Source organism: Collinsella sp. LCP19S3_C9, from assembly GCF_052121575.1.
In the GTDB taxonomy this organism is placed as follows: Bacteria; Actinomycetota; Coriobacteriia; order Coriobacteriales; family Coriobacteriaceae; genus Collinsella.
In genome coordinates, this window is sequence record NZ_JBQKDZ010000003.1 from 118,992 (window position 1) to 139,827 (window position 20,836).

Annotated in this window: 22 protein-coding genes; 1 reads left to right on the top strand and 21 read right to left on the bottom strand. The window is 60.5% G+C overall.

Features of this window, described 5'->3' with window-relative positions; genetic code table 11:
* Positions 1-5: 5 nt before the first annotated feature.
* The 7 genes from glyS to rpsP are packed head-to-tail and all read right to left on the bottom strand — an operon-like array spanning position 6 to position 5,576.
* The gene (gene glyS / locus ACTQXI_RS02500) at positions 6-2,102 is read right to left on the bottom strand and encodes a glycine--tRNA ligase subunit beta (protein WP_441048371.1); all 2,097 of its coding nucleotides are present in this window, start codon (positions 2,100-2,102) and stop codon (positions 6-8) included.
* A 3-nt stretch (positions 2,103-2,105) separates the two neighbouring features.
* A complete protein-coding gene (locus tag ACTQXI_RS02505) occupies positions 2,106-3,017 on the bottom strand; it encodes a glycine--tRNA ligase subunit alpha (RefSeq protein ID WP_441048370.1) in 912 nt (303 codons plus the stop codon).
* A 59-nt stretch (positions 3,018-3,076) separates the two neighbouring features.
* Positions 3,077-3,640 carry a signal peptidase I gene (gene lepB, locus ACTQXI_RS02510; RefSeq protein ID WP_441048369.1) on the bottom strand — a complete coding sequence of 188 codons (564 nt, stop codon included), beginning with the start codon at positions 3,638-3,640 and terminating at the stop codon, positions 3,077-3,079.
* 2 nt (positions 3,641-3,642) lie between these two features.
* Complete coding sequence (trmD, locus tag ACTQXI_RS02515; RefSeq protein WP_441548261.1) at positions 3,643-4,401, bottom strand: tRNA (guanosine(37)-N1)-methyltransferase TrmD; 759 nt, start codon at positions 4,399-4,401, stop codon at positions 3,643-3,645.
* Positions 4,402-4,411: 10 nt separating this feature from the next.
* Positions 4,412-4,903, bottom strand: coding sequence for a ribosome maturation factor RimM (rimM, locus tag ACTQXI_RS02520; RefSeq protein WP_427717603.1), 492 nt, complete (start codon positions 4,901-4,903; stop codon positions 4,412-4,414).
* A 34-nt stretch (positions 4,904-4,937) separates the two neighbouring features.
* Entirely contained in the window at positions 4,938-5,183 is a 246-nt protein-coding gene (locus tag ACTQXI_RS02525) for a KH domain-containing protein (RefSeq protein WP_154516529.1), read from the bottom strand.
* A 42-nt stretch (positions 5,184-5,225) separates the two neighbouring features.
* Entirely contained in the window at positions 5,226-5,576 is a 351-nt protein-coding gene (gene rpsP / locus ACTQXI_RS02530; protein ID WP_427717582.1) for a 30S ribosomal protein S16, read from the bottom strand.
* 201 nt (positions 5,577-5,777) lie between these two features.
* Here rpsP and dinB point away from each other — a divergent pair, with 201 nt between their 5' ends.
* Entirely contained in the window at positions 5,778-7,034 is a 1,257-nt protein-coding gene (gene dinB, locus ACTQXI_RS02535; RefSeq protein WP_427717584.1) for a DNA polymerase IV, read from the top strand.
* A 228-nt stretch (positions 7,035-7,262) separates the two neighbouring features.
* On the opposite strand, the gene ACTQXI_RS02540 is transcribed toward dinB, so the two are convergent.
* The 14 genes from ACTQXI_RS02540 to mreC form a co-directional block, all read right to left on the bottom strand.
* Complete coding sequence (locus tag ACTQXI_RS02540) at positions 7,263-8,012, bottom strand: transposase (protein WP_195838550.1); 750 nt, start codon at positions 8,010-8,012, stop codon at positions 7,263-7,265.
* Positions 8,013-8,242: 230 nt separating this feature from the next.
* Positions 8,243-8,698 (bottom strand): ribosome silencing factor, encoded by a 456-nt coding sequence (rsfS, locus tag ACTQXI_RS02545; RefSeq protein ID WP_427726898.1) that lies wholly within the window; start codon positions 8,696-8,698, stop codon positions 8,243-8,245.
* A gap of 28 nt (positions 8,699-8,726) precedes the next feature.
* Positions 8,727-9,260, bottom strand: a complete 534-nt coding sequence (gene yqeK / locus ACTQXI_RS02550; RefSeq protein WP_441048465.1) for a bis(5'-nucleosyl)-tetraphosphatase (symmetrical) YqeK — start codon at positions 9,258-9,260, stop codon at positions 8,727-8,729.
* 87 nt (positions 9,261-9,347) lie between these two features.
* Positions 9,348-10,025 carry a nicotinate-nucleotide adenylyltransferase gene (gene nadD / locus ACTQXI_RS02555; protein WP_441048367.1) on the bottom strand — a complete coding sequence of 226 codons (678 nt, stop codon included), beginning with the start codon at positions 10,023-10,025 and terminating at the stop codon, positions 9,348-9,350.
* Between the two features lie 3 nt (positions 10,026-10,028).
* Positions 10,029-11,495: a GTPase ObgE gene (gene obgE / locus ACTQXI_RS02560; RefSeq protein WP_441048366.1), complete on the bottom strand. Its 1,467-nt coding sequence runs from the start codon at positions 11,493-11,495 to the stop codon at positions 10,029-10,031.
* A gap of 85 nt (positions 11,496-11,580) precedes the next feature.
* Positions 11,581-11,838 (bottom strand): 50S ribosomal protein L27, encoded by a 258-nt coding sequence (rpmA, locus tag ACTQXI_RS02565; protein WP_154516202.1) that lies wholly within the window; start codon positions 11,836-11,838, stop codon positions 11,581-11,583.
* Positions 11,839-11,871: 33 nt separating this feature from the next.
* Positions 11,872-12,246 (bottom strand): 50S ribosomal protein L21, encoded by a 375-nt coding sequence (gene rplU / locus ACTQXI_RS02570; RefSeq protein WP_035138585.1) that lies wholly within the window; start codon positions 12,244-12,246, stop codon positions 11,872-11,874.
* A gap of 67 nt (positions 12,247-12,313) precedes the next feature.
* The gene (locus ACTQXI_RS02575; RefSeq protein ID WP_441548262.1) at positions 12,314-13,126 is read right to left on the bottom strand and encodes a TIGR03936 family radical SAM-associated protein; all 813 of its coding nucleotides are present in this window, start codon (positions 13,124-13,126) and stop codon (positions 12,314-12,316) included.
* Entirely contained in the window at positions 13,123-15,000 is a 1,878-nt protein-coding gene (locus ACTQXI_RS02580; RefSeq protein ID WP_427748094.1) for a TIGR03960 family B12-binding radical SAM protein, read from the bottom strand. Before ACTQXI_RS02580 ends, ACTQXI_RS02575 begins: the two co-directional genes overlap by 4 nt.
* A gap of 9 nt (positions 15,001-15,009) precedes the next feature.
* The gene (locus ACTQXI_RS02585) at positions 15,010-15,939 is read right to left on the bottom strand and encodes a YcjF family protein (RefSeq protein ID WP_441548263.1); all 930 of its coding nucleotides are present in this window, start codon (positions 15,937-15,939) and stop codon (positions 15,010-15,012) included.
* 18 nt (positions 15,940-15,957) lie between these two features.
* Positions 15,958-17,184 carry an FtsW/RodA/SpoVE family cell cycle protein gene (locus ACTQXI_RS02590; RefSeq protein WP_154516190.1) on the bottom strand — a complete coding sequence of 409 codons (1,227 nt, stop codon included), beginning with the start codon at positions 17,182-17,184 and terminating at the stop codon, positions 15,958-15,960.
* A 9-nt stretch (positions 17,185-17,193) separates the two neighbouring features.
* Complete coding sequence (gene mrdA / locus ACTQXI_RS02595) at positions 17,194-19,263, bottom strand: penicillin-binding protein 2 (RefSeq protein ID WP_154516187.1); 2,070 nt, start codon at positions 19,261-19,263, stop codon at positions 17,194-17,196.
* A 13-nt stretch (positions 19,264-19,276) separates the two neighbouring features.
* Complete coding sequence (locus ACTQXI_RS02600) at positions 19,277-19,843, bottom strand: hypothetical protein (protein ID WP_441548264.1); 567 nt, start codon at positions 19,841-19,843, stop codon at positions 19,277-19,279.
* Positions 19,844-19,855: 12 nt separating this feature from the next.
* Complete coding sequence (gene mreC / locus ACTQXI_RS02605; RefSeq protein WP_441548265.1) at positions 19,856-20,797, bottom strand: rod shape-determining protein MreC; 942 nt, start codon at positions 20,795-20,797, stop codon at positions 19,856-19,858.
* Between the last annotated feature and the right edge of the window lie 39 nt (positions 20,798-20,836).

Below are 20,836 nucleotides of genomic sequence, written 5' to 3' on the forward strand. Positions count from 1 at the left end.
CTAGTTTACTTTTTGCGGGCAAGCTCACCGATGTTGGCGATGCCAGAGAAAACGGCCTCGAAGCGGTTGAGCAGCTTAAGGCGATTATCGCGGAGCTGCTCGTCCTTGTCCATGACCATAACCTCGTCGAAGAAGCGGTCGATGGGGGCACGCAGGGCGGCAAGGGCGGCAAATGCGGCCGGGTAATCCTCGGCAGCAAGGGCGCCATCGACAGCGGTCTGAGCAGCCTCGGAGGCATCGGCAAGCGCGAGCTCGGCCTCACCCATCAGGCTGCGATCGTACTCCATACCCAGCTCGGGCTTGGAGATGTGCGCGGCGCGGGCATAGGCAGTAGCCAGGTTGTCGAAGGTCTCGGCATCGTTCTTACGAGCCTCGTCGAGCGCGGCGCAGCGGGCGAAGAAGACGGACGGAGCGATGATGTGCACCGCGGAGACGGCGGCGACGGTATCCGCCGGAATCTTCTCGTCGCGGGCCATGCTCACCAGACGGCCGTGGAAGAAGTCACGGACCTGCTGGGCGACCTCGGCGGCGTCGAACTCGATGCCCTGCTCGCTATAGAGCTCAAGGGCAAAGTCGATGAGCGTCGTGGGGTCGATCGGCAGACGATCGCGCAGGATGTTGATAATGCCAATAGCGGCGCGACGCAGCGCGTACGGGTCGGAAGAGCCGGTCGGGGGCTCACCGATGGCAAAGATACCGGCAATGGTATCGAGCTTGTCGGCACAGGCCACGATGCAGCCAGCGATGCCCTCGGGCAGCTCATCGCCGGCAAAGCGGGGACGATAGTGATCGCGAATGGCGTGGGCGACCTCGTCGTTCTCCCCCATCGCAGTTGCGTAATAGCCACCCATCACGCCCTGCTGGCTCGTAAACTCGACGACGGCGTTGGAAACCAGGTCGGCCTTGCACAGGTGCGCGGCGCGAGCGGCATCGGCAGCGAGGTGGGCGCCCAGATGGGCCTCGCGGGCAATAGCGAGCGCGAGCTGCTCAATGCGCTCGGACTTGGCGAGCACGCTGCCGAGCTTCTCCTGGAAGGCAACCTTGGCCAGACGCTCACGGAACTCGTCGAGGGAGATCTTCAGGTCCTCCTCGTAGAAGAACTTGGCATCGTCCAGACGGGCGCGCACGACGCGCTCGTTGCCGTCGATCACACGCTCGGCATTCTCGGGCTTGCTGTTGGAGACGACCACGAACTCACGTGTGAGCTTGCCCTCGCCGTCATAGATCGGGAAGTAGCGCTGGTTGGTGAGCATGGACTCGCAGATGATCTCGTGCGGGACCTTGAGGAACTCCTCGTCGAAGGTACCGACGAGCACCGTCGGCCACTCGCAGAGGTTAATGACCTCCTCGAAGACCTTCTTGGGCGTATCGACATGGCAGCCAGGGCGAGCGGCCTCGACCTCGGCAATACCGGCAAGGATGGCCTCACGACGACGCTCGGCAGAGAGCACGCCGGCGTCCTCGAGCACCTGCTCGTAGACGGCGGGACTGGCGACAACATGGTCACCGGCGCCCAGCACGCGATGTCCGCGCGTGGTGTTGCCGCTCGTCACATCGGCAAACGTCACGGGCACAACGTCCTCGCCCAGAAGGCAGCAGATCCAACGGACTGGACGCACAAACGTGGCGTGCTCGTGGCCCCAGCGCTGGCTGCGGTAGTTGGGCCACTGCAGGCCTGCGATCGTCTTCTCGCACAGGGCCGTCAGAATAGGGGTAGCCGGCACGGAGGGAATGTTCTTCTCGGCGAATACGTACTCGCGACCGTCGGTGTCCTCGCGACGGATCAGGTCCTCGGCAGCCACACCGCACTTGCGGGCGAAGCCCTGGGCGGCCTTGGTGGCGTTGCCGTAGGCATCGAAGGCAATGTTTGCCGCAGGGCCGCGCTTGACCTCGTGGACCTCATCGGTCGCGGTGGCGACGTTGGTCACGAGCGCAGCCAGACGACGCGGGCTCGAGATCACGCGGACCTCGCCATGGGCCAGGCCGGCCTCGTCGAGGCCCTTGGCGATCATATCGCCAAGCTGCTTGACGGCATTGTTCAGCGGTGCGGAGGGCATTTCCTCCGTACCGATCTCAAACAGGAAATCCTTAGCGTCTGCCATGGCTTACGCCACCTCGCCTTCCTGGTCGGCATTCTCGTTAACTCCGGCGACCTCGGCCATATAGGCCTCGCAGCACGCCTTGGCGACGGCGCGGACGCGCAGGATGTAGTTGGCACGCTCGACTGCGGACAGGGCGCCGCGGGCATCGAGCAGGTTGAAGGCATGGCTGCACTTCATGACGCAGTCGTATGCGGGCAGCGGCAGCTTGCGCTCCAGACAGGAGTGGCACTCGGCCTCGTAGTCGTCAAACTTCTGACGCATCATCTCGACGTTAGCGACCTCAAAATTGTAGGCGCTAAACTCGCGCTCGTTCTCCAGGAACACGTCACCGTAGGTCATGGGCGTGCCGTCGGGCAAATAGCTCCACACCAGGTCATAGACGGAGTTGGCACCCTGGGCGTACATGGCGATGCGCTCCAGGCCGTAGGTGATCTCGACGGGCACGGGGTCGACCTCGATGCCGCCCACCTGCTGGAAGTACGTAAACTGCGTGACCTCCATGCCGTTGAGCCAAACCTCCCAGCCAAGGCCCCAGGCGCCGAGCGTCGGGCTCTCCCAGTCGTCCTCAACAAAGCGGACGTCATGGTCGTTGGGGTCCAGGCCAATGGCGGCAAGAGACCCCAGGTAAAGCTCCTGGGCGTTGACCGGCGAGGGCTTGATGAGCACCTGGAACTGATAGTAGTGCTGCATGCGGTTGGGGTTCTCGCCGTAGCGGCCGTCGGCGGGACGGCGGCAGGGCTGCGCATAGCAGGTGCGCCACTCGGCAGGACCGAGCGAGCGCAGCGTGGTCGCGGTATGGAAGGTACCGGCACCGACCTCGGAGTCATAGGGCTGCATAATGACGCAGCCCTGCTCGCCCCAGTACTGCTGGAGGCGCAGGATGATGTCTTGGAAGGAAAGCGATGAAGCGTTCATGCCTCTAATATCCCCTCGTCGAAACGATTACACGGTTAGGTACTGTACTATAGCGGTTTTTAGTCGATAGCGCCCAGACGGTTGAGCGGCCAGTAACGCACGAGCGCCACGGCGATCAGGTCCGAACGGTCGACCGGGCCAAAGTAGCGTGAGTCGGCTGAGTTCTCGCGGTTGTCGCCCATCACCCACACGCAGTCGTCTGGGACGGTGTAGGGATAGCTCACCTGAGCACCAGGCGCCTGGACCGACAGTGGCCAGCTCATGCCCGTCGTATAGTCCTCGTCGAGCGCTTGGCCGTCAACGATCACCTTGCCGTCCTGCAGGTTGACCGTCTGGCCGGCCGTAGCGATGACCCGCTTGACGAGCACATCGTGCTCAGAGGTGCCATCGGGGTTGTGGAACACCACAATATCGCCCTGTTTGACAGGCTGGCCGAGCTCAAGCGTCACCTTTTGCGCTAGGATCTGGTCGCCAATCTCAATCGTGGACTCCATGGAACCGGTGGGAACCACAAAGGGCTCGACCACAAAGGTGCGAATCAAGAAGGTGGCCACGAGCGCGATCGCGACGACCACGACCCACTCAAACGCGCCCTTTAGCATGGAATGCTGCGACGGAACCATTCTCACTCCTCGCTCTGCGAATACGAAGCGTCCAAAATCTCCTGCGCGTACGCACGCTCCTGGGGCGTAAGGCGCGCCGTCTCAATTAAATCGGGACGCCAGCGACAGGTGCGCTCGATGGCGTTCTTGCGGCGCCAGGCGTCAACCTTGGCGTGGTCACCACTTACAAGCACGGAAGGCACGCCCTCGCCGTTAAACTCGGCAGGACGGGTGTACTGCGCGTACTCGAGCAGCCCACCGTCCTCGGCGGTCGAGAATGATTCGTCAACGTTGCTCATCTCGTCACCAAGCGCGCCGGGAATCAGACGCACGACGGCGTCAGCAACAACCATAGCAGGCAGCTCGCCGCCCGTGAGCACATAGTCGCCGATCGACAGGCGCTCGTCGGCATAGGCATACGCGCGCTCATCGACACCCTCGTAACGGCTGCACACAAACAGCAGGCGCTCGCTTTGGAGCAAGCGCTCGGCTACATGCTGCGTAAAAGGCTCACCGCAGGGCGTAAAGAACACCACGGTGGGCTTGGGGCCCTCAGGGCTGATGGCCTCGATTGCCTCGGCAATAGGCTCGACCTTCATGAGCATGCCCTGACCGCCGCCGTACGGCTCGTCATCGACGGTACGATGGCGATCGTGCGTCCAGTCGCGCAGGTTATACGCCTTAAAATCAAAAAGGCCGGCCTTGCGGGCACGGCCCAAAATCGATGTGGACATGACGGGTTCAAACATCTCGGGAAAGACCGAAAGGGTCTCGATCAGCATGTTGTCCTCCCTACTTGTCCATATCGATCAAGCCGTCCATAACGTGGACGGATATTGCCCCCCGATCGGGAAGATCGAGCACAACTTGCTCGATCACGGGAATCAGCACCTCGCCATACCGATCACCCTCGACAACCCAAACGTCGTTGGCGGGCGTCGACATAATCTCAACGATCGTTCCGAGCGACCCAAAGCGCTCGTCAACCACCTCGCGACCCATAAGGTCGGTATAGGCGGCATCGAGTGAATCGAGCTCAAAGTCATCACGGTTCGCCAGAACGAAACAACCCGTGATGCCCTCGGCGGCCGTCAAGTCGTCAATGCCCTCAAACGAAACCAGATCGCCATCGCCCGTATCGGTAACGGATGTAACCGTGCAAAAGCGGTCACGCTTGAGCGCCGGTGGCGTCAGAGCGACACGCATACCCGGCTCCAATACAGAAGGAAGCCCCCGCAGCGGCTGCGCGAGGACCTCCCCCTTCCTTCCGTGCGGCTTAACCACACGGGCGATGTTTTTGTACTGGGACCTCAAGGTCCTAGCCCAGAACCTCTACCTCGACGGAAGTGTCGAGGCGAGCGGCCAGTGCACGGGCGAGCGTGCGAATGGCCTTGATGGTACGGCCGCGACGGCCAATGACCTTAGCTACGTCATCCTCGGCAACCGAAACCTCAATAGTTGAGGCATCGTCGCCATCGATAACTTCCAGGCTCACGGAATCCGGGTCGTCGACGATCTGAACAACGAGATATTCGACGAGATCGGCGATGCGATCTGAGAGCATTGCCTCACCCTCGAGCTGTGCAGCGTCAACCTCAGGCACGATTTACTCCTCGGCGCCCTCAGCGGCCTCAGCGGCCTCAGCGGCAGCCTTAGCGGCCTCGGCCTCTTTGGCGAGCTGCTTCTTGGACTTCTTGACGACGGTCTCGGTCTTCTCGCCCTCGTTGGCGGCCTTGACCAGGGCGGCGACAGCGTCGGTGAGCTGAGCGCCCTTGGACTGCCAGTCAGCAATCTTCTCGAGATCGAGGTTGATGGTCTTGGGGGCGGTCATCGGATTGTAGCGGCCAACCTCCTCGATGATACGACCGTCACGCGGGGCGCGGGAATCGGCGACGACGACACGGTAGTACGGACGCTTCTTAGCGCCGTGACGAGCAAGGCGAATCTTGACTGCCAAAGGAAACTCCTCCAACCAAGCAGCTTTAGGCTGCAACTACAAACAAACAGTTGAACATAATACGCCATCGACGCGGGCAGGTGAAGTCCGTGAGACCAACTTCTTCGGTGTAGTCGAAGGCAAATCCATATCTTAGACAAGAATTCGCGATTTGCAAGCACATCCACGCACCCCACATGAGCTGCGCGGTATACTCATGCCATGAAAAGATGCGAACATACATACGGTTATGAGGATACTGCGGGCGTCACGCCGCCGCCCTGGACGGGTCCGGCGGTGGGTCTGATGGATCTCGATGCGTTTTTTGCGAGTGTGGAGATGCTCGATCATCCCGAGTGGCGCGGCAAGCCGCTTATCGTGGGCGGAGACGCCGAATCTCGCGGCGTCGTCTCCACCTGCTCATACGAGGCACGTCGCTTTGGCGTGCACTCCGCCATGCCCTCGGCCGAGGCACGCCGCCTATGTCCGCAGGCCATTTGGACACACGGGCATTTCGATCGCTACCACGAGGTCAGCGCACAGGTCATGAATATTCTTGCCGACGAGACACCACGCGTTGAGCGCGTGTCCATTGACGAGGCCTTTATCGACATCACGCCGGGCCGCTTTGCGCCCGAGGACCCACTGCTCGTCGTACGACGCATCAGCGATCGCGTGGCGGCACTGGGGGTGACCTGCTCCATCGGCGTCGGTTGCAACAAAACGGTGGCCAAGATTGCAAGCGAGCGAGACAAGCCGTTTGGGCTTACGGTCGTACGCCCGGGAACTGAGCAGCGTTTTCTGGCGCCGTTACCTGTTTCTGCCATGAGCGGTATCGGGCGCTCGGCCGAGGAGCGGCTGCGCCGCATGCGGATTTACACGCTGGGCGAGCTGTCGCGCGCACCGGAATCCACGCTGTCTGCGATTTTTGGCGTTAACGGCGAGCGCATGCGCCAGCGTGCGTTGGGGCTCGAGGTTTCCGAAGTCACGAGCCTCGATGAAGAGCGTGAGGTCAAGTCGGTAAGCAATGAGCGCACCTTTGCGAAAGATTTGACCGAGCGCGGGGACATCGAAGCGGCGATTGCATTATTGGGCGAATCCGTCGGACGTCGCCTGCGCCGCCAGGGACTTACCGGCGCCACGGTGACGCTCAAACTTAAGTACTCGTACGGCAGCGGTCGCTCGGCACAGCGACGACTCCCCCATCCCACCGACGACGAGAACATCTTTGTGGCGGTAGCGATCGAGTTGCTCGACAACATCTGGCAGGAAGGAATGCATGTACGCCTTGCCGGCATAGGCATGAGTGACTTCAATCATCAAGGCGGCATACAGACCGACCTGTTTTGCGAAGTCGACGACCGCGGAGCCCAATCCAGCGACCGCCGTGACCTCTCCGTCGCCATCGACGCAGTCCGAGACAAGTTCGGCGACACCGCCCTATCCTTCGGCCGCCAATCCCGCTTCTCCTCCCACTAAGTAGTCAATTTGGGACGGGGCTTTTTTAGCTACTTTAGATTGTCAGGGTAGTACGGGGCAGCTAATTTGGGACGGGGCTTTTTTAGCTACCCTTCAGCTGGCAGCGAATCACCCGGGGCCGGAATAAAACTCAACCGATTTGTAGGGTTAGCTAAAATAGCCCCGTCCCAAATTAGCTACCCAACTCATACCTGACGCGGTCGCAACACAGACCTCGTCCAAAATGAGCTATTTTTTGACTTTGACCTTTTGTATGGTGCAGTGTCCAATGCCCGTAAGACGGACGATCTGTTTAATCGAAAAGCCCTCGCTCTTCAAAGTACGAATGCAGGCATCGCGCGCCCCCTTTGGCAAAGCCTTAAGGTGATGAGGCTCGTACGGCTTAAGAAGAGCCTGCGCAAACTCCAGCGCATCTGTGTCGCTCACATGAGCGCCGTCACGGAAGCAATAGCGATTGGGCTCACCCGAGGTGCTGAAGGCAAAAAATCTCTGAGAGTCACCGAGCAACCCGAGAACGCAATCCGTTTTACAGATACCCGGATATCCCATATACTCGCGAAAGCTGCTCCATCGATACAGCGAAGCGGTCCCAATCCTCGCCTTCGCGGGATTGTCGTGAATGTATCTCACGCAGTTGAGCAGCTGATCATCATCGAGGATCGGCACACTCTTAAATCGATCCTGGAAAACAGGCCCCTTCCTGCCTGTCTTTGAGTTGAAATACATGGCATACGCCGTCGTAATCGAATGCATGCAATCGCTCAGATGAACATGCTCGTCGTCAAGCAGAAGATGAATATGGTTATCCATAAGGCACCACGCGATGACATCCACTTTAAACTTCTGGCATTTCGAAGCAATCAGCCGAATCAGATAGAGCCGATCTTCGTCATCCTCAAATATGAGTTGGTCGGCACATCCCTTTTGGACGACATGGTAAAAACCATATACAGAGATTTCTCGCGCAGTCCGAGTCATACGCATCCCCTCCTCTACAGATGACAATTACGTTACCCGAGCCAGAGTAGAAAAAAACGTACTGGGAGCTATAAATCGCGATGTTCGGCGAACGGTAGGTAGTAGCTAAAAAAGCCCCGTCCCAAATTAGCTACTTTTGGGCAAAAAGAAAGCCGGGCGGCCGCGGAAAAACGCGACTGCCCGGCGAAATACTTGAGGGTAGCTAAAAAAGCCCCGTCCCAAATGAGCTACTAGAGGAGGTCCAGGGAGAGCTGGGGAGCGTCGCCCCAGAGCTTTTCGAGGCGGTAGAACTCACGCGCCTCGGGAGTGAAGACGTGGACGACAACCGAACCGTAGTCCATGAGCATCCAGGTCTTCTGCTCGCGGCCCTCAATGGAAAACGGGTGCTCGCCGCAAGCCTCGGCGACTTTCTCCTCAATCTCGTCGACGATGGAATCAACCTGGCGGTTGTTGGTGCCGGTAGCAAGGACAAAGTAGTCGCAAACATCGGAAAGCTCAGTCAGATCGAGCACCTGAACGTCCTCGCCTTTCTTGTCGTAGGCGGCCTGCGCGGCAGCGCGGGCGACATCCTCGGCGGCGACACCGCTGGCGGAGAGCGTCGCGGCAGTGCGGTCGGACGTGGCCACGAAACTCTTGTGCTCCGCACCTTCAAGAATCTGCTCGTCGGTCATGGTCTCATCGGCCATGGAATACCTCTTTCTAGACGCACCCGAGCTAGCGCAGCTGGGCGTAATGGTTGTAAATCGTAATAGCCGTGGGATAAAGATAGCGCCCGGACTGGATCACATAGACCAGACCCTGCGCAAAACAGGAGAAGAACAACTCGTCGAGCGAGGACTTCCCCACCATCTTGCGCAGCGCATGGGCATAATCGCCGTGGCGGTTGGGTTCGATGGCATCGGCCACAAAGACCACCATATCGAGTGGCGTCATGTCGCAAGCGCCCACGGTGTGACGGTCGACAGCCTGAAAGACCGCCGGCGACAGCTCGGGAAAAAGCTGCAGAAGCTCATAGGCGGCAACCGGGCCATGCAAAAGCGGCGTCGCGGCAGACGGAGAGCCGGCAATCTTAATGCCGTAATGCAGAGCGCGCGTGACCAGCTCGTCGTCGGAGAGCACTTTGTCCCAGTCATGGATCAGGCCGGCGGCGGCGGCATCAAAACGGTCGACACCGTATACCTCGGCTAGGTGCAGCGCCGTCTCGGCAACCCCGAGCGAATGCACGTAGCGCTTACGCTTATCCTTCATGCGCACATCGAGCAACTCGTGGATACGCGTCAAGAGCGCGCGCTCGTCGCCCTCAAACTGATCTTCTACCGACAACGTTTCCCCCCGTCAATCAAAATCGTCTTGCCCAAGATCGGCATACAGGCCGCGTTTACGGATATAGCCGAGCACGGACTCGCTCGTAAGATAGCGCACGCTCATGCCGCGGGCAACCCGCTTGCGAATGTTGGTCGAGCTAATTGCCAGCGCCGGAATCTGAATATAGCGCACATCGAATGGCAGCCCCGATTCCTTAATCCTCGCCCGGGCCGTATCGATGTCAAAGCCGGGACGTGTCGCAGCGATAAAGGTTGCCAGTTCGGCAATCTCATGAGCATTGTGCCAGGTCACAATATCGATAATCGCATCGGCACCCGTAATAAAGTAAAGCTTCACCTGTGGAGGGTAAAACTCGCGAAGGGCACGCAGCGTCTCGGCTGTATAGGTGACACCGGCACGATCGATCTCGAAGCGGCTTGCCAAAAAGGCCGGGTTCGCGGCAGTCGCGAGGACTGTCATGGCATAACGGTCCTCAGCAGGCGTCACCGGTTTGTCGAGCTTAAAGGCAGGAGAGCCGGCCGGCATAAAAAGCACAGCGTCCAAGTCGAGCGACTCGCGAGCCTGCTCGGCAGTCACCAAGTGCCCGTAATGAATCGGGTCAAAGGTGCCGCCCATAATGCCAAGCCGAAACTCGTGCCCATCCTTGATGGGCAGCTCAGGCAATCCGATTCCACCGCGCAGCGACATGGCTTACTCGCCCTCCGGGGTCTCAATAACGTCGACATCGGTAGCGCCTTCGGAGCCCTCGGTGACATGAGCCACGTCCGCATCCTCGGCCGCTACGTCAATAACCTCAACGCCAGCATCCTCGAGCTCGTCCTCGTATTCCGAGAAATCCTCGGCGCCCTCAAAGTCAAAGGCGCGCTGGCAAATGCGAACCTCGTCGCCCGCACGGCAGCCGGCCTTCTCGAGCGCGTCGTCAACGCCCATGCGCGCAAACTTATGCTGCAGGTAGATGACGGCTTCCTCGTTTTCCCAGTCGGTTTGGATAACCATGCGCTCGATCGCGCGACCAACCACGCGGAAAGCACCCGGCTCTTCCTTAACAATGCGGAAGCGCTTCTCGCGCTGCAGGCGGCGACGCTCCCACTCCTCGTCGCGCAGATCGACCGGCTCATCGGAAACCGCAAGCTCCGCGCGGAGCTTAGCCACCTGCTCGCCCACGGCAAGCATCAGCGTGTTGAGGCCGGCACCCGTCACGGCGGAAACGGCAAAAAACATATGGCCGTCGTCGAGCGCCGCGCGCTTAAGGTCGGCAATCTTGTCGGCCGTGCCCGGCGCATCGCACTTGTTGGCGACAACGATCTGTGGGCGCTCCGAGAGCTCGGCACCATACTGCTCGAGCTCACGGTTAATGATGCGATAGTCCTCGACCGGGTCGCGATCCTCAAAACCGCCCGTCATATCGACAACGTGCATGATCAAAGCAGTGCGCTCAATATGGCGCAGGAACTGGTGACCCAGGCCCTTGCCTTCACTCGCACCCTCGATGAGGCCCGGTACGTCGGCGACGACATAGGAGTACTCACCGGCACGCACCATGCCCAAGTTGGGCACAAGCGTGGTAAACGGGTAGTCGGCAATCTTGGGACGGGCGGCACTCATGCGCGCGATGAGCGAGGACTTGCCCACCGAGGGAAAGCCCACGAGCGCGGCATCGGCCATAAGCTTCATCTCGAGCTCGATCCAGTGCTCCTCGGCAGGCTCACCCAGCTGGGCAAACGCGGGCGCGCGGCGCACCGACGTCACAAAGTGGGTGTTGCCCAGACCGCCGGCCCCACCGGGCGCCACGACAACACGCTCGCCATCGTGCACCAGGTCGGCAATCTCGAACATCGGGGTCTGCGTCTCGGGATCGAGCTCGCGGACTACGGTGCCCATGGGAACTTTCAAAATCAGGTCCTCGCCGCTCTTGCCATTGCGACGGGCGCCCTGGCCGTGCGTGCCGCGCTCGGCACGGAAGTGATGCTTAAAGCGGTAATCGATCAGCGAAGACAGCTGAGCATCGGCCTGGATGACGACATTGCCGCCACGGCCGCCGTCGCCGCCATCGGGGCCGCCCTTGGGAACAAATGCCTCGCGCCTAAACGACATGCATCCGGCTCCGCCGTCGCCGCCGCAAACGTTAATGCGGCTGATATCGGTGAACTGTGACAACAGAATCGCCTCCTACAAAAAAGAGGGAGACCCTTGAATCCTAAAACTCAAGTGCCTCCCACATATGTGCTCTATGAAGGGTGAATTACGCGTTCGCGAGCGGGCGTACGCTGACCCTGTGTTTGATACCCTTGTGGAACTCAACGGTACCGTCGACCAGCGCGAACAGCGTGTCGTCCTTGCCACGGCCAACGTTCGCACCCGGGTGGATGTGCGTGCCATGCTGACGGACGAGAATCGTGCCCGTGGTTACCGTCTGGCCGGCGAAGCGCTTCGTGCCAAGGCGCTGACCGCGGGAGTCACGGCCATTACGGGAGGAACCGAGTCCTTTTTTGTGTGCCATTGTGTATACCTACTCTTTCGTTACGAGTGTAATCTACTCGGCGACGGGAGCCTCGGCAACAGCCTCAGCCTCTGCCTTGACAGCCTTCTTGGCGCGGGAGGTAGCCTGAACCTTCACGATCTTCAGCTTGGTGAGCTGCTGACGGTGACCCTTCAGACGACGATAGCGCTTACGCTTGTGGAACTTGAAGACCAGCTGCTTCTCGCCCTTGAACTGCTCAACGATCTGAGCGGTAACCTTGGCCTTGGCCAGCTTGTCGGGATCGGTGACGATCTTCTTACCATCGTTGAGGAAGATGACCGGCAGGGTGACCTTGTCGCCCTCATTGCCCTCGATCTTCTCGACGGTGATGACATCGTCGGTGGCGACCTTGTACTGCTTGCCGCCCGTGTTAACGATTGCGTACATGTTTACTTGCCCTTCATGCATCAGTTAGTGCAACAGCCGAATATAGTAGCAGGCGATAATACCCCCGTCAACGAGTATGTGGAGCAAATCCACAAGTTCGCACAGGTATGGGGCTGACGAGTCGGCCCTCGTCGTCTTCGCATGCTTGATTCTGACGCTCGACATCGTAGGAGCAGATGGTCACGAGGTCTTGCATACCGGTGGAAACAATAGGTGCATCGACGCCCGGGGTCAAGCCCTGCAACAAAACATCAGCAGCAAAAAGCAAAATTTCCGGACGCATGGAGCCCTCGTTGTCGGCATGGGTGTCGAGTATGAGCACCAGATGGTCCGGGCGCTCCCCCGCCTTAAGCTCGTAGCCCACGAGCGTATGGTCCAAGTCCAGGCGCTTGCTCTTTTTGCCGCGCGCATAATCGATGCCGTGGGCCGCGCGCAACGTGTCGATTGCGGCGCGCACCTCATCGGCGCTCACGGGTGACTCAGGGTCCAGATGCAGGTCGATACGATACGACAGGCGCGTGAGCTGCGCCGTCAGCGCCGGCGTGCGCACGTCGATGTAGGCGGCCTCGATGGGCGCCAAATCGGCCGGAGATGCCGCGGCCAGGCGCCCAAAGGCCTCGTCGAGTGCGACGAACTCGGTCATAAACAGGTCATACCACTCGCAGGTCGACGACGTGCCCACGGGCAGCGCCGAGGAAAAACCCACGCGCATGTGCGGAGAGAAGCCCTGCGTGACAGCATAAGGCAGGCCCGCGCGACGCACGATGCGTTCAATGGTATGGATTAGTTCCAGGTGGCCCAGGTACTTGAGACGATCGCGCTTGCCGTAGCGAACGCGAAGCCTAAAGAGCGTGGGGTTGTCGGTCAAGCGCTCACTCATGCGCGATCACCCACCAATACGTTCTTGGCGTGGAGCGTGGGGCAGATTCCGCAGCCGGTGCACGACGTGCGGGTGCAGTCGGGCGTCGTGACACCCTCCAGCGAGCGACGGTATTCGCGCTCGAGGAAGCCACGCGAGCAGCCGGGGCTCACGTGCTCCCAGGGCAGGTGCCAGTCCAGCTCGTAGGGCAGGTGCACGAGCTCGTTGAGGTCGATGCCGTTTTTGGCCGCGGCCTCCTTCCAGTTATCGAGCGAGAAATGCTCCACCCAGGCGTCAAAACGCGAACCGGCACGCCAGGCATCGATGATGACAGGCGTCATGTCGCGGCCTGCACGAGACAGCGCCGCCTCGATAAGCGAGGTCTCGGCATCGTGGTAGTGCACGCGGACCGCACGGTTGCGAACACTCGTAATGAGGAGCTTCTGGCGGCGTTTGACATCGTCGTAATCGAGCTGCGGGCACCACTGGAAAGGCGTGGCGGCCTTGGGGATAAACACCGACACCGAGATGGACACCGAGATGGAGCCGCGGCGCGCCTTGGGCACCACGGAGCGGCCGAGTTCCAGCACGTGGTCGGCCAGGTTGGCGATGGCCACGATATCCTCATCGCGCTCGCCGGGAAGACCCATCATAAAGTAGAGCTTCATGCGGTTCCAGCCGGCCTCGAAGGCCGCCTTGGCCGCGCGGTCCACGTCCTCCTCGGTCACGTTCTTGTTGATGATGTCGCGCATGCGCTGGCTACCGGCCTCGGGGGCAAACGTCAGGCCGCCCTTCTTTTCGCCGGCGACCGACTCGGCCATATCCACGCCAAACGAATCCAGGCGCTGCGAGGGAATGGACACGCGAATGCCCGTATCTTCCAGGCGGCGGTTAAGGCGACCGAGCACATCGCGGATGCAGGAGTGATCGGTGGTCGAAAGCGAGGTAAGCGACACCTCGTCATAGCCGGTCTTTTCCAGGCCCTGGATCACCGAGGACACGATCTGGTCGGCCGAGCGCTCGCGCACCGGGCGATACGTCATGCCGGCCTGGCAAAAACGGCAACCGCGAGCGCAGCCGCGCAGGATCTCGATAGACAGGCGATCGTGAACGAGCTGCGCATAGGGCACGCACGACTGCGACAATGGATTGGTAGCGCCAAAGTCCTCGACGACGCGCTTGTAGACCACCGGCGGGACGTCCTTACCCTCACGCGGCACGGTGTAGCCATGCGGTGAGCAGGGTTCGTCATAGCGTACCTCGTACAGCGACGGCACGTAGGTACCGGAGACGGTCGCGAGCCGCTCGACAATCTGGGCGCGCGGGACGCCCTCGTCACGCAAGCGGCGATGCAACTGGCAGATCTCGAGCAGCGACTCCTCACCCTCGCCAATCAGGATGGCATCGAAGAAGGCCGCATACGGCTCGGGGTTATAAACCGAAGGTCCGCCGGCGACGACGATGGGATCGTCCTCGGTGCGGTCAGCAGCCAGCAGCGGAATGCCGGCGAGGTCGAGCGCCTCGAGAAAGTTTGTCACGGCCATCTCGTGCGGCACATGCATACCGACGATATCAAACGAGGCCACGGGCGCTGCGCCCTCGAGCGACAGCAGCGGGATACCGGCCTCGCGCATGGCATCGCCCATATCGGGCCACGGCACATAACCGCGCTCACAGGAGATGCCCTCGGCCTGGTTAAGGATGTTGTACAGGATGGCGATACCCTGGTTGGGCAGGCCGACCTCGTACACGTCCGGGTAAATCATGCAGCAACGATAGTCGGCATCGGCCTTGGAGAGCGTACCCCACTCGTGGTCGATATAGCGACTCGGCTTTTCGACCTTCGCGAGCAGCGGCTCAATCAAATGAAAACAGTCTTGGTATGGAACGCGCAAAAGAAACCCCTAAGCAGCGAGATCGGATGCATCCTCAAAAGGATTCATGGGACGGGTAGCGCCGGCAACCGTGGTCACCAGGTCGCGGACGCGCGAGAACGTGGCGGCAACCACCTCGTTGGCACGGCTGTAGTCGATATCGCGCTCGTAGAGAGACACGAGCGCACGACCCATGCCATAGGTGCCGAGGGCGGCGGAGAGCGCCTTGACGGCAAAGCCGATATGCGGCGTCTGCTTCACCAGCGCACGGGTGACGGCGCGAATCACCAGACCGCCGGCAAGCACACCCGCGACCTCATAGCCGCGCTCGGGCTTAATGCCGCGCCCAAAGATAGCCGCAAGCTCAAAGAGCATGCCAACCTGCGCCAGCGCCATAACGGGATAATCGGCCCCCGGCAAAAACACCAGCGCGCCCGTCGCCATATTGGTAAGCGCGCACGAGGTGATGATGCGGTTGGCGGCGGCGATGCGCATAAAGGCAAAGTTCGCCGCAAAGGCCGTCTCCTTTTCCGTACGGTCCAGGATCCAGCGGGCGAGTGTCTCGAGCAGATACGTCTTATCGGTGGCCGCTACCACGCCAAGCATGGGCGTGGACTCCTGGATAAAAGGCACCTCGACAGCGGACTCGGCCAGCACGCACACGGGCGCGCCGGCAATGACGAGCTCCTGTACAGCACTCTCAAGGCGCTCAGATCCGCACGAAAGCACCAGCACCACGTCGGTATCGGTCTTGGGGACGATACGCTCCTCCCCCAGACGCTCAACGCGCACAATACCCGAGGTCGTCTGCGGCACAAAGGCATCGCGCACCGTCTCGACCAAAAAACGCGAGGCGGTCGAATCCAGGTAGACCGAAACGCGCACCGGCGTATCGGAATCCCTCTTGGTGGTCGCGCCCATTTTAAAAGCGCGAGTCAGCTTTTCCACGGGAATCTTCATGGCAAACCCCTCCAGCGGTTACGCGGCGCCCGAACGATGCCGCCATATGGATTGTACGATACCCACCGTCAACAACTGGATCATCATCGACGACGAACCAAAGCTAATGAACGGCAGCGGAATACCGGTAATCGGCATCATGCCAATGCACATGCCGATGTTCTCGAACGTCTGAAATGCCCACATGCCGACAATACCCACGCATGACAAGCGTAGAAACAGAGACTCGCACTTAAAGGCGACGCGAATCGTCGAGAAGATGAGCAGCACGTACAGGCACAGCAACAAAAAGGAACCGCAGAAGCCGAACGTCTCTGACAAAAAGGCGAAGACGAAGTCGGTATGGAACTCGGGCAGAAAGCCGCCGGCCGACTGTGTCGCATGCCCCAGGCCCTTACCAAAGAAACCGCCCGAGCCGACCGCGATCAACGACTGCTGCAGGTTGTACGCATCGTCCGAATCGGCGTTGTCGGGGTCGATGAAGACCGTCAGACGATTCATCTGGTACTGCTTAATGAGCACATCGTGGCCGAGCAGCGAATCGAAGACCGAATCGAGCGCCAGGACGAGCGCCACCAAACCCACGAGCAGAGCCAAAGTCGACAGCACCCATTCGCGGCGCGCACCGCTCATGCAGATGACGATGGCGCCCGACACCAGCACGACCAGACCCGAGCCCAAATCGCCCATGGCGACGACGGCCAAAAACGGAACGGACAGCATGCCGCAGAGCTTAATGTAGTCGCGAGCGGTATCGATGCGCCCGTTGTACTGCGAGCCCAGCGTGGCCATAAAGAAGATGGTGATGAGCTTGGCAAGCTCAACGGGCTGGAATGTTAAACCGATACCGGGAATCTTGATCCAACCCGTCATTCCCAAGCCGCCCGTGTAGGACAGGCCCGGAATCTTAGGCGAGAAGATCACGATGAGATCGATGACGAGCAGGGCCGTCGAAAAGTTGGAAATGCCGCGCAGGTCGGTGCGCCAGACGAGCACCGCCAGCACCGCGCCAATACCGATACCCAGCAGGTGACGCGAGAACGAGGCATCGGCTTTAAACTGCGAGGCGGACCAGATAATAATGGCGCCATAGGTGACGAGCGCCACAGTCGCCAACAGCACGCCGACGTGCACCTTTTGGCGAAACGTTCCGCGCGATGCGGAAATCTGCTTGTTGACGCGGTCCAGGCTGCTGCGAGAGCCGGTTTTGGTTGAGCGGAACAGGTCCGCCGGCGAAAAGTCCATCGCAACCTCCTATCGAACCGAGGAATCGCCCGTGGCCGTCGACGTGTCGGGCTCGTCATAAATCGCACCGAGGACATCGCGCACAACGTGCAGCGCGGTATCGGAGCCGCCACCGCCCTGTTCCAAGACAGTGGCGATCACATACTTGGGGTCATCGGCCGGCGCGTAGGCGCAAAACCACGCGTAATCGTCCTCGCCGCTCTTCTCGCCCGTGCCGGACTTGCCGTAGACCGTAGGGGTCAGGGAGTTAAAGTGCGCGGCGGTCGAAGTCGACGCCGAGTAAATCACATCGTGCATGCCGTTGCGGACCAGCGCAAGATCGGCATCGTTGTTAATTTGGGCCTCAAGGCGCTTCTTTTTGCCCTTGCCGTTGTACTTGTAGGCATCGCCGTCGCCATCACGCGAGACAGCAGACAAGAACACATGCGGCACATACTGTTTGCCGCCGTTGGCAATACCCATGTAGGCGCAGGCCATCTGCAGCGGTGTCACCAGAATGTCGCCCTGGCCGATGGCGATGTTGGTCATATCGCCGGCATTCCACTTGCGGTCCTCGGCCGAGGCGTCGGTAAAGTACGACTCTTTCCACTCGGCATCGGGAATGCGGCCCGCGCCCTCACTCGGCAGGTCGATGCCGCAGGTCTTGCCCAGGCCCCAACGGCGAAAGACCTCTTGCAGGCCTTCGGGATGCTGATCGTTGTAGAAAAAGGCCTTGCCCATATCGTAGAACACGGGGTCGCAGGAGTTGGCGATACCGGACTGCAGCGTCATCGTGCCGTGGCCGGAGTGCAGCCAGCAGTACTTTCCCCAAGATTTGCCCAAGCCGGTCCAATATCCCGTGCAGTTGGTCGTTTGACTCGAAGTGTACGTGCCAAATTCGAGGCCAGCCAACGCCGAGAGGGGTTTGATGGTCGAGGCGGACATGTACTGGCCGCTAATGGCGCGGTTGAGCAGCGGATGCGAGCCCTCGTCATCGTTAAGCTCGGTCCACACGTCATTGGAAACGCCGCCGATAAAGACAGAAGGATCAAACTTGGGTTCGCTTGCCATGCCCAGGATCTCGCCGTTGTTGGGGTCGAGGCACACCACGGCACCGTTGCCGGCATTGCTATGGCCCGTAGTCTTGGCAAGCTCAATGGCGTTCGCCAGAGCCGTCTCGCAGGCCTGTTGAATCTTAAGATCGAGCGTAAGCTTAATGTCAGAACCGGCCTTGGCGGGAACGGCGCCGGCTTGACCGGTAACGTTACCCGAGGCGTCAACTTTCACGGTCTGCTCACCGCGAATGCCCTGCAGCAGATTTTCGTAGTAAATCTCTACGCCCGCCTGACCCACAATATCGCCCGATTGATACGAGATCTGGCCAGCCGCGCTTTCGTTGCCGTCCGACGACTTCTTGTTCTGCGCCTCGAGCTGCTCGGAGGTAATGGTGCCGGTATAGCCCAAAATGTGGCAGGCGGTCTCGCCATACGGGTACTGGCGCTCGGTGCGCTCGGCGATCTTCACGCCGGGAAACTCGCCGGCGTGCTCCTGAATGTAGGCGACGGTAGAGCGGCGCACGTCAGTCGCGATCGTATGCAGGCTCTGCGCGCCCTCGGAATTGTCCTGGATGTTGCGCAGCACCGCGACATACGGCATGCCGAGCACGTTGGCAAGATGACGCACCAGCACCTTGTCGTCGGCAAGATCGCGATAGGCGACGACGGCGAGCGAGGGGCGGTTTTGCACCAGTGCGACGCCGTTGCGGTCCAAGATGCGGCCACGCACGGCAGGCGTGGTAACGGTACGGGTCTGATTGCTCTTGGCCTGCTTGTCGTAGTAGTCCGACGAGACCATCTGCATGCCCCACAGCTTAACGGCAAGCGCGGCAAACATGGCACCCACGCCCGTGGTGAGGATGGAAAAACGGCCCTTGAAGGCCGTGGCGGCCGTATTGCCCTCGCCCTCGGTGGCGCGCGGGGCCGTTCCGTGCTGTGTGTCGTAGGTAAAGCGGGAGTCGCCGCGGCGCATGATGACCAGCGCGACCACAATGGCCACGACCAGCGCGATACCGGCGACAACAACCGTCAACTGGGAAGACATCTTGAGGCCTCCCCTATTTGAGCTTACGGGTCTTGGGCTTAAAGCGCATGCCCGTCTGACGCCCACCGCGCGCGGAGAACCCATAGCCAGACTGCGGAGCGGCGCCGAACATCAAAAACGGAATGGCAATCAAGCCCGTCAGGATCGATGACGGCAGAGCGTGCCCAAAGATGGCCACCACAAAGCTCGTCTCCAGACCCATAAACAGCAAGATGATGCTGTAGACCACGTTGATGGCAAGCGCAAAGGCGCCCACGGTAATGCCGCGAGCGCTCGGCGAGCCGCCCGTCTGACCAGCCGCGCTGTGCACCAAAGCAAAACTGCCCACGGTCAGCAGCAGCGACATAACGCCCACCGGCACGGCGGCGGAAAGGTCGTAAAACAGACCGCTGCAAAAGCCGCATACGACGGCACGCGTAGGGTCGCCCGAAAACACGCTCAGACACACCAAGATAATCATAAAGTTGACGCGGCCGCCCGCGATGGAGATTTGCGGAGCCAGTCCCGCCTGCAGCAGCACGCAGACGATAGCGGCGATTGCAAAGGCGCGGGAGCCAGTCCCCTGCTCGTGTAGATCCATGGACATGCCTCCCTATTCGCTCGATCCAGAATCGGAAGCTTCGGACGTGTCGGAATCATCATCCGATTTCTCGTCCTTAGACTGAGTCGCGGCATCGCGCGACGTGCCCTGCGGGGTACTATTGGCCGAGCTCACGTCCTCGTCCGAAGCCGACTGCTCGTCGGTGAGCGAGGTGATGACGAGCACTTCCTCATTGTTCTCGGCCGTGGTCTGCGCACGTACCACAATGGTGTAGTACACGTCGTTAGCCGACTTCTCGACCGAAGACACGGTGCCAAGCGGCAGTCCCTTGGGGAACACGCCACCGATGCCCGAGGTCACGATGATATCGCCCACCTTAACATCGGAGTCGACGCTCACGTACTCAAGACGCAGCGTGCCATCGGGCTGGCCCTGTAGCATGCCTTGTGCGCGCGTGTCCTGCACCATGGCGGACACACCAGAGTTCTCGTCGCCAATCAGGCGCACGGTCGATGTCTTGGCCGAAACCTCGATAATCTGGCCGATGACGCCGGCCGAGCTCGTCACGGGCATGTTGATGGTAAGGCCGTCGGCAGAACCCTTATCGATGGTGACGGTCGACGTCCAGGCGTCACCCGAGGCTCCGACAATACGAGCCGCAGTGGACTTGAGGTTATAGGTCGACTGCAGGCCCACAAGACCCTCAAGGCGCTCAGCGGTCTTTTGGGCCTCGGAAAGCTCCGCGACCTTGGAAGTGAGGACCTCGTTTTGCTTCTTAAGGTCGTCGAGCGACTCCTGCGAGGCGGTGAGGTTGGAGAACACGTTGCCGATGGCATTGAATGGCGCCGCCACCGCCGAGCCAACGAAACGCACCGGAGAGGTGATTGTCGTGACGCCCGAACGCACGGCATGTATCGGCCCGGCCTCGCCCTCTCGAATGTAAAACGTGAGCAGCAACACAGAAATCAGGCTGAAAACAATCAACGGGCGCATACCCGTTGATTGTCGTTTGGTATTCAGATTTGAAGAGAA